General features: G+C 36.4%; 18 protein-coding genes and 1 pseudogene. 18 read left to right on the forward strand and 1 reads right to left on the reverse strand.

The window, feature by feature from the left end; all coding sequences use genetic code 11:
* Window positions 1-151: 151 nt before the first annotated feature.
* The 18 genes from AAAT93_RS02340 to AAAT93_RS02425 all read left to right on the forward strand — a co-directional run bounded on the left by AAAT93_RS02340 (window position 152) and on the right by AAAT93_RS02425 (window position 10,536).
* Window positions 152-1,576 carry a polymorphic toxin-type HINT domain-containing protein gene (locus AAAT93_RS02340; protein WP_008400145.1) on the forward strand — a complete coding sequence of 475 codons (1,425 nt, stop codon included), beginning with the start codon at window positions 152-154 and terminating at the stop codon, window positions 1,574-1,576.
* Window positions 1,577-1,594: 18 nt separating this feature from the next.
* A complete protein-coding gene (locus AAAT93_RS02345; RefSeq protein WP_008400143.1) occupies window positions 1,595-1,867 on the forward strand; it encodes a hypothetical protein in 273 nt (90 codons plus the stop codon).
* 13 nt (window positions 1,868-1,880) lie between these two features.
* Complete coding sequence (locus AAAT93_RS02350; RefSeq protein ID WP_192935001.1) at window positions 1,881-2,045, forward strand: hypothetical protein; 165 nt, start codon at window positions 1,881-1,883, stop codon at window positions 2,043-2,045.
* A 70-nt stretch (window positions 2,046-2,115) separates the two neighbouring features.
* Window positions 2,116-2,367 carry a hypothetical protein gene (locus AAAT93_RS02355; RefSeq protein ID WP_008400141.1) on the forward strand — a complete coding sequence of 84 codons (252 nt, stop codon included), beginning with the start codon at window positions 2,116-2,118 and terminating at the stop codon, window positions 2,365-2,367.
* A 285-nt stretch (window positions 2,368-2,652) separates the two neighbouring features.
* Window positions 2,653-3,063, forward strand: a complete 411-nt coding sequence (locus AAAT93_RS02360; RefSeq protein ID WP_227572967.1) for a hypothetical protein — start codon at window positions 2,653-2,655, stop codon at window positions 3,061-3,063.
* A 67-nt stretch (window positions 3,064-3,130) separates the two neighbouring features.
* On the forward strand, window positions 3,131-3,715 hold the full coding sequence (locus AAAT93_RS02365) for a hypothetical protein (protein WP_049941073.1): 585 nt from the start codon (window positions 3,131-3,133) through the stop codon (window positions 3,713-3,715).
* Between the two features lie 89 nt (window positions 3,716-3,804).
* Window positions 3,805-4,215 (forward strand): VOC family protein, encoded by a 411-nt coding sequence (locus AAAT93_RS02370; protein WP_008400135.1) that lies wholly within the window; start codon window positions 3,805-3,807, stop codon window positions 4,213-4,215.
* Window positions 4,216-4,432: 217 nt separating this feature from the next.
* Window positions 4,433-4,663, forward strand: coding sequence for a hypothetical protein (locus tag AAAT93_RS02375; protein ID WP_008400132.1), 231 nt, complete (start codon window positions 4,433-4,435; stop codon window positions 4,661-4,663).
* Between the two features lie 32 nt (window positions 4,664-4,695).
* Window positions 4,696-5,292: a DUF6707 family protein gene (locus AAAT93_RS02380; protein ID WP_008400130.1), complete on the forward strand. Its 597-nt coding sequence runs from the start codon at window positions 4,696-4,698 to the stop codon at window positions 5,290-5,292.
* Window positions 5,293-5,348: 56 nt separating this feature from the next.
* Complete coding sequence (locus tag AAAT93_RS02385; RefSeq protein WP_331682228.1) at window positions 5,349-5,726, forward strand: DUF2809 domain-containing protein; 378 nt, start codon at window positions 5,349-5,351, stop codon at window positions 5,724-5,726.
* 209 nt (window positions 5,727-5,935) lie between these two features.
* A complete protein-coding gene (locus tag AAAT93_RS02390; RefSeq protein WP_008400128.1) occupies window positions 5,936-6,712 on the forward strand; it encodes a hypothetical protein in 777 nt (258 codons plus the stop codon).
* Between the two features lie 230 nt (window positions 6,713-6,942).
* Complete coding sequence (locus AAAT93_RS02395; RefSeq protein WP_331682229.1) at window positions 6,943-7,287, forward strand: GNAT family N-acetyltransferase; 345 nt, start codon at window positions 6,943-6,945, stop codon at window positions 7,285-7,287.
* 39 nt (window positions 7,288-7,326) lie between these two features.
* Entirely contained in the window at window positions 7,327-7,470 is a 144-nt protein-coding gene (locus AAAT93_RS02400; protein ID WP_331682230.1) for a hypothetical protein, read from the forward strand.
* Window positions 7,471-7,934: 464 nt separating this feature from the next.
* Window positions 7,935-9,131, forward strand: a complete 1,197-nt coding sequence (locus tag AAAT93_RS02405; RefSeq protein ID WP_117781531.1) for an ATP-binding protein — start codon at window positions 7,935-7,937, stop codon at window positions 9,129-9,131.
* A gap of 106 nt (window positions 9,132-9,237) precedes the next feature.
* Window positions 9,238-9,438 carry a helix-turn-helix domain-containing protein gene (locus tag AAAT93_RS02410; protein ID WP_227572970.1) on the forward strand — a complete coding sequence of 67 codons (201 nt, stop codon included), beginning with the start codon at window positions 9,238-9,240 and terminating at the stop codon, window positions 9,436-9,438.
* Between the two features lie 212 nt (window positions 9,439-9,650).
* Complete coding sequence (locus tag AAAT93_RS02415; protein ID WP_227572971.1) at window positions 9,651-9,893, forward strand: hypothetical protein; 243 nt, start codon at window positions 9,651-9,653, stop codon at window positions 9,891-9,893.
* A gap of 105 nt (window positions 9,894-9,998) precedes the next feature.
* Window positions 9,999-10,100 carry a TIGR04076 family protein gene (locus AAAT93_RS02420; protein WP_117781532.1) on the forward strand — a complete coding sequence of 34 codons (102 nt, stop codon included), beginning with the start codon at window positions 9,999-10,001 and terminating at the stop codon, window positions 10,098-10,100.
* Window positions 10,101-10,131: 31 nt separating this feature from the next.
* Entirely contained in the window at window positions 10,132-10,536 is a 405-nt protein-coding gene (locus AAAT93_RS02425; protein WP_117781533.1) for an LptM family lipoprotein, read from the forward strand.
* Here AAAT93_RS02425 and AAAT93_RS02430 read toward each other — a convergent pair.
* Window positions 10,486-10,848: pseudogene (locus tag AAAT93_RS02430) on the reverse strand (hypothetical protein); the annotation flags it as partial. The gene AAAT93_RS02425 and the pseudogene AAAT93_RS02430 overlap by 51 nt on opposite strands.

Genomic DNA, 10,848 nt, shown 5'->3' on the forward strand with positions numbered 1-10,848 from the left:
ATTTGCTGGATTGCTATAAGAATCTGATGAAACGACCTTTCAAAAAACAGTTGATTTAGAAGTTAACTGTTTTTGAACCTCTTCTCAGACACAAGAACAGCAGATTGCGGGTCTCGAAGCAACCCAAAGAGAAGTCGATGAGTTTATTAACTTGACGGTAGATCGTGATAATTCGGCATCATCCGAAATCTCACGTGCTAAGAAGGACTTTTACAAACAATACTCTTATCTTAAGCCTGACTGCGAAAAGACCGACTGGGAAAAATTTTGCGAAGGTTTGAAAAAGGTCGGTCAGTGGTGTAAAGATCACTGGAAAGAGATCGTTCTGGTAATTGAAATCGTAGTGGCTGTTGTCTGCATTTGTGTTCCTGGCTTACAGGGTATAGGCACTGGCATTCTTATCGGAGCTTTAAAAGGTGCTTTGACCGGTGGCTTGATTGGCGGAATTACCAGTATGCTAACAGGAGGCTCATTCCTAGAAGGATTTGCCCAAGGTGCATTAGATGGTGCCATAATGGGTGGTGCCTTGGGCGGCGTAGGCGGAATCGCCGGCAAATTCATAACCTGCGGTTCTAAATTAGGAAACGCAATCCAGACAACCTCTAAAATCAGCGGGGCCATTTCTAATAGTATGGATGGTTTTGACATGGTATCATTAGGATTGGGGATGATTGATCCTAATAACCCAATCACGGAACTTAACAACAAAATGCATCAGAGCGATGTATACAACAAGTTCCAGATGGGGGTAAGCTTGGTATCTTCGTTCTCAGGTGCTGCTTCTCAGAATATGGCGTGCTTTGTTGCTGGTACATTGGTACTTACAACTGCTGGTCTGCTCGCTATTGAAAAGATAAATCCTGGTGATAAGGTTATTTCAACTGATCCTGATACGCTTGAAACAAGTGAAAAAACTGTCCTTGAAACATATGTCCGCAAGGTGGACAAACTCGTTCATCTTGTAATCAATGGTGAAGAAGTCATCACCACAGACAATCATCCATTTTATGTGCAGGGCAGAGGCTTTATTGAGGCTGGTAGACTCCTTGTGGGTGATAAGCTTGTTAGCGTTAATGGTGATGATTTATTAATCGAAAAGTATAAGATTGAAGAGTTCGAAATATCTGTAAATGTATATAATTTTCAGGTTGAAAACTCACATACATATTTTGTTGGAAGAAATACCGTATGGGTTCACAATACCGAATGTAAAGTTAGTGATAATAGAAGACGACATATTCTTGAAGGCGAAGGTCCAGATGATCCTGGGCACGGTCCAAATCGCGGATTTGGCAATAGTGCTTTTCCAGATACTTGGTCCGATGATAATGCTATTAAGGCTGTCGGAGATGTTGCGAATAGTCCAAAATCAATTTGGCAACAAGCTACAGGTCCAGGAAGTGGTCGAAATGCACCGAAAACTATTGGTGGTCCAGATCCAAACGCTCCTCTTACCACAAGAAATGGTAGACCAGTTAGATTTACTGTTGAAGGACAAAACCATAGTTTAGATATTAGAGTGATTGTTGAACCAGGCGGTGAAGGGATAGTAACTGGCTTTCCTATTAATCGCTAATTATGAGAGGAGATTAAAATGGTAAAAGACGCATATGATATGTTCTTCAAAAATATCTCTATGCAATTTCATGACGACTCTCTTGTGAATGCTCTTGTGGAAGATGCTGAAGAACTGGCGAAATATGGAGAAAAACGGGTGGCTCTTGAAAATTTTTTGGAGAACGTTTTAGCTAATGAGGTTACGATTTCAAAAGAAGCTGTCACTTTAGCAGAAAAAGCATTCAGTGATGCTCCAAATGATTATGATATAGAGATAATAAACGAACTGAAAAAAACCGATGTTACGTAAGGGGATGATTTGGATGCCAATGGACAAAAAAGATCAACTTGCAGAATTAATTTCAAATGCGGAAACTTCCTTTTATAATGGGCAATTACAAGAGGCGTTCAGTCTTTCTTTATCAGCTATAAAACTCGATGAGAACTGTAACATATCAAAGCTCCCGGCAGAGCTCCAATCATGTTAAGGTACATAGCGGAAATGCTGTCAGAAATTACAAATCACGTTATGGGAAAGGCATTCGGCCAACTTATACGGTGCTGCAGATTAAGGCGGATTCACCGGTCAATGGTGCCGATGTGTTCTGGTATGAGGGAAATTGCAGCATTCTGGGCAGTAAGAATGTTTATATAGGCTATAATGATAATTCCATGTCGGTCGTATCACAGTTTGAACTGGTGATGACGATCATAAGCGGTGCATTTTTATTATTCCATACAGTTTCGGCACGGTTGCTCAGTAAGAAAAATCCATATGGCGGGAAGCTTTTCTGGTTCTTTAAATTTTGACCGGTCCTGTAGTTTATCTTTTGTTTGGATATTTTATTATGTTCGCATGGTTAGCCATAATGATAACCGCAATGATTCTGCTTCGAAAAAATAAAGCAAATTTTCTATCTTTTATAATACCGTGGTTCGTGGGATTCGTTGGATGTTTGGTAGTAGTGTTTGTAATACTTTGATTTTCAACGATTATAAAATATGAATCCGACATGATGGTGAAATTGTAAGGAAAGCTGAAAGATAATGGGGAAATACAAAAGTAAAGTATTAAAGAGAACATGTAAAAGGTGTATGATTGCGGTGCTTATAACGGCTATCCCCGGAATCATTGCCGGACTTTTTAACAGATGGCTTTTTTTAGCTGCTCTCTTTGCAATTATTCCTATCATCTATTTGGTCAATCGATTTTCCGTGATTATAAAATGGAATCTGGTCGAGGGGATCATCGAAGATGTAACGTTAGTTAATGATTTTAACCAGCCCTATACCGAAGCTCATATTATATTTAAGACAAAAGATAATATGGAACATGAGTGCCGCTTCACGATCGGGCATTATGGAGATTACGAAGAAGGAATAGAACCAGAGTTAGAGAATATGCTTCAAAGTGACAAAAAGTTGTTTATGAAGAAGAAAGTTCCGGTTTTTTATTCTCCAAAAGATGTTAACAGATGTATAGTGTATTTAGAAGATTCACAATGAATATAAAATGATATCAAGCGTTTTTAAAACTAAGAAATTGGTATTTGTTAGGAAAGGAACTTTATTTATGACAGCTGAAACAGAGGCAATAAAAGCACAAATTCTTTCAACAGGAAACGCTGAAATATTGCTTGAGGAAAACGATTTTCTGATTGTAAAATGGATAAAACCGGAAATAAAATATAGTATGGCAGCATATCAATACGGGAAAACAGGAATGGCTAACAACTATCCATGGGAATGTAGTTTGACGGAGGAACAAATCGCATTTTTTCTGGAACATATCAATGCAGCTGTCGAGTATTTTAAATCAAAACATCATTATTTCCATCTTGAGGTTAAAGAAGTCTCCTACGAGAATATTGTTTCTATTGATGAGCATGGAATAAAATTTAGTGATTTGCATTGGTTGACATACAAAGAATGTACTATAAATTTCAATCGGAAATATCCCAACAGTAGAGGAAACTGTATCGGAGAAAGAAATATCACTGCCGAACCGCCATATATCGAATTGTATAGCACATACGCACATACTAAAATATTGTTTAATAAAAAAGGACTATTTCGGAAAAATAAAAACATGATAGATTTTCATAATTTGCAAAGACATATCAACGAGTTTGGCTATACAACTCTTGATTTAAGTTAAGAACAATTTTATCATTTATCTAACTGATAATTTCCGAGTTTGCTGGATAGTTGATTAGAAAGAAAAATTGGAATATACGGAGGTGGACTATGAGATTAGATGGATTTGGATTATTTGTTGAAGATATGGCGAAAATGATTCGCTTTTATAGAGATGTTCTTGGCTTTGAGATTAAAGAAAGCGAAGACACATCAAATGTTTATCTTGTTAAGGATGGAACATTGTTTTTGCTATATGGAAGAAAAGATTTTGAAAACATGACACACAGAAGGTATGAGTATATAAAAGGTCTAAATGGTCATAGCGAAATTGCACTCTATGTTGATACTTTTGAGGAAGTTGATATGGCATACAACAATGCTATAAAAAATGGTGCAACGTCTGTATTAGAACCAGAGCTTGAACCGTGGGGACAAAGAACTTGTTATATCGCCGATCCAGAAGGTAATTTGATTGAGATTGGTTCTTGGAATAAGGTATACGAGCAAAAAGATTTATAATTTTATCCAAAACTTAATAAAAAATGGTGCCAAGGTTGAAATGACATATGAGTATGAAGTCAGTGGTTATGGACTCAAGACAGAGCAATTGGATATGAAATCGTTAGCCCGGGTAATAAGGTTTAACAAAGAACTTTGGGATGAAGTCGAAAATAATCCGGATTAATTGTATACACGGATAAAGCGGAAGTTTATGGTATGCACATCTGATAGCGGTATGAAATTATATGAGATAGAAGAATATTCGGATCATGAATATATTACCGGATATCATGCATGGAATGTAACTTATTTTATTGACGTCATTTATGGTGCTGATATGCATTATTATATTAGCATGAAAAGGGGCTTTATTATGACACCTGAAACTGAGATAGTAAAAAAGCAAATACTTTCAACAGAAAATGCGGAAATATTGCTTGAGGAAAATGAGGCAAAAAGGTACTGAAACCACGACTTTATGAGAGAGGAGAAGGAAAGATGACGAATCAGGAATTGTTTGAGAGTATTCAGATGGGACATAAAGAAAAGAAGGTTTTGTCCTTATCAAAGAAACTGGTAAAAAAATGTTCGTTTAATAGAGGATCGGATGTTGAAAATCTTTGCCACTTAGCCTATTGGTTATATGTTTATGGGTGTGAGGACGAGGCTCTTAAGTTATGTGAAATTACTCATGAAGTGGAGTTCCCGGGGAAGGGAGTATGGAATGTCTGGGATAGAATACTACTCATGTGGGGACTGGAAGTTCAAATTTACAAGAATAGAAATATGACAGAGAAGGCAGACGAACTCATCAGGCAGATGGATAATCTGTGGCGATTTCCTCCGACTTTACCGCCGGCAGATTCTGAATTGGAAGCGGAGCGAAGAAATCGATTCACAGTAGAGTTTTGTTCTTATAAGGAAAATATTGAGGGAGAAGATTCGGTGACATCTGCGAATGAATGGAGACTGATTGGATTGATGAATTTGGTAGGGTACGGAGCTACCGGTTTATTCCCGAATCTTGTAAAGGAAAAAGAAACGGTTGATTGTTTGATTGAAGAGTATATGTTGAATCTGAAAAAAGTAAAGTAGTGCCAGAGCTGCAAAAATGACAATCTCTTCAAATAATTTGTTGAATGGAGAAGAACATGAAGCAAATCGGATATGCAATAGCAACTGTGATTTTGTTGCTGACCGAGGTGTTGATTGCGTTATATGTACATGATGCATTTGTAAGACCATATATTGGTGATGTGCTGGTTGTGATTGTGATATATACGTTTATAAGAATATTTGTACCGGAGCGATGCAAATTGTTGCCGCTGTATGTATTTATTTTTGCAGCACTGGTAGAATTTTCACAGATGTTCCATATTGTGGAAGTATTAGGCTGGCAGGATAACCGATTCTTAAGTGCTTTGGTCGGTTCTGTATTTGATTGGAAAGATATCCTGTGCTATGTCGCCGGGTGTATATTGCTTGGAGTGTATGAGGTGTTGGTACGAAATACTGCAAGAAGGAGATAAAAATCGAAATTCTTAAAAGCGATCAGATTCCGTTTTACAGTGCCTCTGTCACGGATTTAGCTTCTCAGGCGGTTGCCTTTAGTAGTGGATATATGCTGTTGTGGACGGATTCTTTTGGTGTTCGGTAGTATAGGATGTAACGATACCAAATCACGATTTACTAAATCGAGATTTAAGCAAGAGATGATTTGCAATAATGGAGGTTACTTATGAGTCTATTTGATGTATTGAGTAAGGGTTTTTGTTCAAAAAAAAGGGAATCAAATGAAATATTATCACAAGAAGAGTATAAAGATAAGTTTTTACATGGTGATGAATATATTAAAAGAGAACTTTATGACGAATACATATCTCGAAGGTTGTCAGAAGAATTCGGGTTGAAATATAATGAAAAGATAAAAAAATGGCACTCTGAATGGAGTGCTAATCGGCGTTTTGTGGTCGAATTATGTTATCCAAGAGGAAATCACATATACTTGCGCTGGGGATATAATTATGATTTTATCCCTGATATCAATAGTAAAAATAAGTTGACATGGCATCGGACAGAAAGTTCTGTAAAAATACACATTGCTGATGCTTGGTATAATCACATAGAGGATGAAAGAGAACAAGACTGTGGATATACAAAGGAAGAATTTTATAATCCAAGGAAATGCACAAGTTTTCAATATCAAATACCTACCTACACGTCCGATATAGAATTTGCATTGGAATATATAAAAAATGTGATAGATAAAAATATCCCACTGATAAGAGAGTGGATAAATAATGTACAAACAGTTGATGATGCCATTACTGTTCTTAATCAGAGGATAGTAACTTTACCCCATATATATGTTCCGTATATGTGTCATATCAGAGCGTTTTTATATGCAAAGAATAACGATATAGATAATGCAATCGAATCTATTAAACAAGGTTATGAAAATAGCGAGATACCACAAGTTATAATTGATAAATTGGTTCAGATTGCTAATGGGTAAGAAAGAGACAAATTCTAGTTTGTCAAATTGAAAAATTAGAATTATGAAAGGAGAGCTTGCTTATGGGACAGATAGCAAATCAAATGGCATTAGAATTATTTTTTAGGATTAAAGAGCGAATAAAAGAAAAAAAGAAGCAAAAACAAGACAATAAAAACAATGGTTCAAAGAAATAGACAACTTCCAGTTTTTAAAACTAAGAAATCGGTATTTGTTAGGAAAGGAATAAGATGGTACTTGAAACAGATAGGCTCACTTTAAGAGAATATGTTACAGAGGATTTTGACGCACTTTTTGAGATAGTCTCTGATATAGAAACTATGCAACATTATCCGGCACCTTTTGATGAAGATAAAACAAGGAGTTGGATCCAGTGGAATTTGGATAATTATAAAAAGTGTGGTTTTGGACTCTGGGCAGTTGTGTTGAAAGAAACGGGAGAATTTATTGGAGATTGTGGTATTACTATACAGGATATTGACGGAGAAATGCTTCCGGAAATAGGCTATCATATTCATAAAAAATATTGGAGAAAAGGCTTTGCTAAAGAAGCTGCTAGAGCAGTACGAGATTAGGTATTTCTTAATACGCAATACGATATAATTTATTCGTACATGAAATACACTAACGTAGGCTCTTATTCTACTGCTTTAGCAAATGGAATGAAAAAAGTAAAGGAATATCAAGATCCTAAAAATACGATTTCTTATGTCTATGCTATTACAAGAGAAGAGTGGAAAAAAATGAAAGAAAACTGAGTTAATTTCAGTACTAATATCAATGCACAAACTGCATTTTTGATAAAAAGTGCATTGATAAACTGAACTATAAGGGGTTATATCCAGTATGAGCTTTGCTCTTGGTTATACCGTTGGTTCTAAGAGCAAAAATAAACACCAAAAGACCGCCATGTTTGGTAAACTTTGGCGGTCTTTTGGTCAAACATATATCCGGTTTTGTGGTGCGGAAGAATATGCCATAATTATTTTGAATTGTGATACAATGAAAATATAGTCAGATGGAATGTAAACGTCAAACCATGCGCTTACGAAATGTCTGCTGCTTTTTTGCTCTATAAGAAAATGCCATTACCAGAAAATGAATTATTTAAAAAAAATGGGAATAGAATAAGGACAGAAGCAGCTGACTGTGCTAAAATATGCATGAAATGTATTACCAAAATATAAAGAAATTTCAAAAAATGGGAATGGGAGATAGTGATATGCAGTTTATTGTAAGGCAAAAGTATCTAGATGAATTGATTGAATTATATGGGACGCCAGATATAAAAGTAATCACGGGCATCAGACGAAGCGGCAAGTCTGTTTTGCTGCAGGAATTTATCACTTATCTGCAGTCGTTAGAGGAAAAGAGCAATATTGTAATGATAAACCTTCAGGAATTAGAGTTTGATCATTTGCTGGAATATCATGCATTGCATAAGTATATCTTGGGACAATATAAAGAGGGAATGAATAACGTATTATTGATTGATGAGGTTCAGATGTGCCCTCAGTTCGAACTTGCAATCAATAGTATTTATACAAAAGGAATCTATGATATTTATGTTACCGGTTCAAATGCATTTTTGTTAAGTTCAGATTTGGCAACACTTTTTACTGGAAGAACGATGGAAATAAAGGTATATCCTTTTTCTTTTGTGGAATATCTGACTTATTATGGAATTACGGATGGGTATGATGATGCATTTGATCAGTATGTCCGAACCGGTGGTATGCCGGGAGCTTATGTATATAAGACAGAGGATAGACAGTATGATTATATCAGAGATGTGTATGGGACTATTCTTATAAGAGATTTGGTTGAGAAATATAGAATAAGAAATACATCAGAGTTTGCCAGTATATCTGAATTTATGATGGATAATATTGGCAACCTGCTTTCTCCCAATAATATCTGCAAGACATTAAATAATGACCAAAGAGAGATTACCAGAAAGACAGTATCAAAATACATTGGTTATTTAGAGAACGCATTTCTATTTTATGAGGCAAAACGGTATGACCTAAAGGGAAAAAAATATCTCGAAAACAATAGTAAGTTTTATCTTTGCGATCCAGCATTTCGATATGCAGTCAATGGTACACGAAATATGGACTTTGGAAGGGTTTATGAGAATATTGTTTATCTGGAGTTACGAAGGAGAGGTTATGAGGTATATGTTGGTAAACTTTATAAAAAAGAAGTGGACTTTGTAGCAAAGAAACGAGACACACTGATATACATTCAGGTAAGTGACAATATTTCAGATGAAACAACATTTGAGAGGGAATATTCGCCATTGCTTGCAATACGAGATGCATATCCTAAGATGGTAATTGCAAGGACACATCATGAAACTTATGATTATCAGGGTGTGCAGGTGGTCGATATTTGCAGATGGCTGCGATGCAGATAGATGAATTCCGGGTTATAGGTCTGTTAGAGTATTGATAAAAGAGATTATTCATGATACAATATCCGAAAAATCGGAAATAGAAAAGCAGAGGAAAGGGTATTGCACCATGAAGATATATGAGAAAATATTTGCAAGACTTGAAGAATTACATATGAGCCAGACGGAACTGTCCAGAAGAACCGGTATTGCAACCAGTACGATCAGTGACTGGCGAAAGAAGCAGATTAATCCACAGGCGGATAAACTGGTGTCTATATGTAAGGCGCTGGATATGACGCTTGTGGAATTACTTTGTGACGAAGAATGATCAGTTACCTTGCACTTCTTGATGTCTGCAAGCAAATCAACGATAGTGCCCGGTCGAAGAAACAGCAGCGGAATGTTTCTGTTATTCAGGATATTGATGGGAACAATATTGGGGATGATCTGCCAAGTGAGTATAGCGGATCAAAATATACACATAGTATCAAAGGAACAAATGCGAAAGCGAAAGCGAATGCTGTACAAGGAATTTCTGAAATGATAGAAATAGCAGTAGGAAAACATTTTCGGGAAAATAAGGAGAGCAAGCATTGGAGAAATGCAATGTATGGCTGGTATCGTTATGATTCAAGATTTGCAATTCCGGTATATAGAGATGATGAAGAGGTGGAGAGGTATAACATTTTTCATGCTTCGCTGATTGTAAGATATTCAGAGGATGGGAAACTGTATTTGTATGACGTAATAGACATAAAAAAAAGAAACGAGCAACCCGATTGAGCCGTAAGGCTGTACACGACAAAAAACCCATTCCTTTTTATGAATAGATGATACAATATAGTAGAAGAAATGTCAATCCGAATATTCGAAAATTAAAACGTTAAGATGGTATTTGTATATAATAAAAGTAGGGCTATGATTACTTGCTGTAATGACGGTACAAGACCTGTTATTTTTAAGATTGAGAGAATAGAAATTGATAAGTGATAAATCGCAATTGATGGAGGTAGTGTGAATTATGAAAAAGATTGTATGTGCAATGCTATGTATTCTGCTTGTATTTAGTTTGAGTGCTTGTGGCGGAAATGTTAATGAAGTAAATACGCATAATGTAGAATCTGAAATATATTCTGAAGAGGACATTGCAACTGCTATTGACACCATAAAAAAAGAGTTTAAGAGCAACTGGAATGGATGTACTCTTACAGAAATTTATTATGCAGGGGATGACAGTTCTAAAGACCATCAAGATTGGGCAGATAGGAACAATGCAGATGAAGTCATTGTTTTGCTATCTTCGTTCGATGTTGATTCATCTGGAGGAGATGGTTCTCTGAATCCAAATAGTACATACAATGATTGGAAGTGGATTTTAGTTAGAACAAATGGCGGACAATGGCAACATGTTGATCATGGATATTAAAATGAATTCCGGGAATTCCACTTCGCCCATAACAAGCCCATCAAACAATCCTTCAAAGAGATCAAGCTCTAAGGTAAGCCCCTGATTAAGCGGAATCTTATAGCGCGTTTTCGTAATCACATTGCCGTCTGCCTTGGCACAGAGTGTCCGGTAAGCAGCTTCGTCAATCGGAAGCTCAAATTCCTGTCGGGCTAACATACCACTGCTTTTGACAGTCAGGACATATTGGCAATCGGAGACTGCAGATGCTGCGTCGTATAAGGTTTTCTTGCGTACCCGGATCACCGGATTGGTCGTCACATATGCCTGCTC

It is taken from the genome of Coprococcus hominis (ex Arizal et al. 2022), assembly GCF_040094675.1.
Taxonomy (GTDB): Bacteria; Bacillota; Clostridia; order Lachnospirales; family Lachnospiraceae; genus Coprococcus_C; species Coprococcus_C hominis.

What these genes read in the sequence shown, in the direction of transcription:
- AAAT93_RS02405 (WP_117781531.1), top strand. Translation starts at nt 7,935, where the DNA reads ATGCAGTTTATTGTAAGGCAAAAGTATCTAGATGAATTGATTGAATTA.
- AAAT93_RS02350 (WP_192935001.1), top strand. Translation starts at nt 1,881, where the DNA reads ATGCCAATGGACAAAAAAGATCAACTTGCAGAATTAATTTCAAATGCG.
- AAAT93_RS02360 (WP_227572967.1), top strand. Translation starts at nt 2,653, where the DNA reads ATGATTGCGGTGCTTATAACGGCTATCCCCGGAATCATTGCCGGACTT.
- AAAT93_RS02395 (WP_331682229.1), top strand. Translation starts at nt 6,943, where the DNA reads ATGGTACTTGAAACAGATAGGCTCACTTTAAGAGAATATGTTACAGAG.
- AAAT93_RS02420 (WP_117781532.1), top strand. Translation starts at nt 9,999, where the DNA reads ATGGTATTTGTATATAATAAAAGTAGGGCTATGATTACTTGCTGTAAT.
- AAAT93_RS02400 (WP_331682230.1), top strand. Translation starts at nt 7,327, where the DNA reads ATGAAATACACTAACGTAGGCTCTTATTCTACTGCTTTAGCAAATGGA.
- AAAT93_RS02410 (WP_227572970.1), top strand. Translation starts at nt 9,238, where the DNA reads ATGAAGATATATGAGAAAATATTTGCAAGACTTGAAGAATTACATATG.
- AAAT93_RS02385 (WP_331682228.1), top strand. Translation starts at nt 5,349, where the DNA reads ATGAAGCAAATCGGATATGCAATAGCAACTGTGATTTTGTTGCTGACC.
- AAAT93_RS02380 (WP_008400130.1), top strand. Translation starts at nt 4,696, where the DNA reads ATGACGAATCAGGAATTGTTTGAGAGTATTCAGATGGGACATAAAGAA.
- AAAT93_RS02375 (WP_008400132.1), top strand. Translation starts at nt 4,433, where the DNA reads ATGAAATTATATGAGATAGAAGAATATTCGGATCATGAATATATTACC.
- AAAT93_RS02345 (WP_008400143.1), top strand. Translation starts at nt 1,595, where the DNA reads ATGGTAAAAGACGCATATGATATGTTCTTCAAAAATATCTCTATGCAA.
- AAAT93_RS02425 (WP_117781533.1), top strand. Translation starts at nt 10,132, where the DNA reads ATGAAAAAGATTGTATGTGCAATGCTATGTATTCTGCTTGTATTTAGT.
- AAAT93_RS02415 (WP_227572971.1), top strand. Translation starts at nt 9,651, where the DNA reads ATGATAGAAATAGCAGTAGGAAAACATTTTCGGGAAAATAAGGAGAGC.
- AAAT93_RS02390 (WP_008400128.1), top strand. Translation starts at nt 5,936, where the DNA reads ATGAGTCTATTTGATGTATTGAGTAAGGGTTTTTGTTCAAAAAAAAGG.
- AAAT93_RS02365 (WP_049941073.1), top strand. Translation starts at nt 3,131, where the DNA reads ATGACAGCTGAAACAGAGGCAATAAAAGCACAAATTCTTTCAACAGGA.
- AAAT93_RS02370 (WP_008400135.1), top strand. Translation starts at nt 3,805, where the DNA reads ATGAGATTAGATGGATTTGGATTATTTGTTGAAGATATGGCGAAAATG.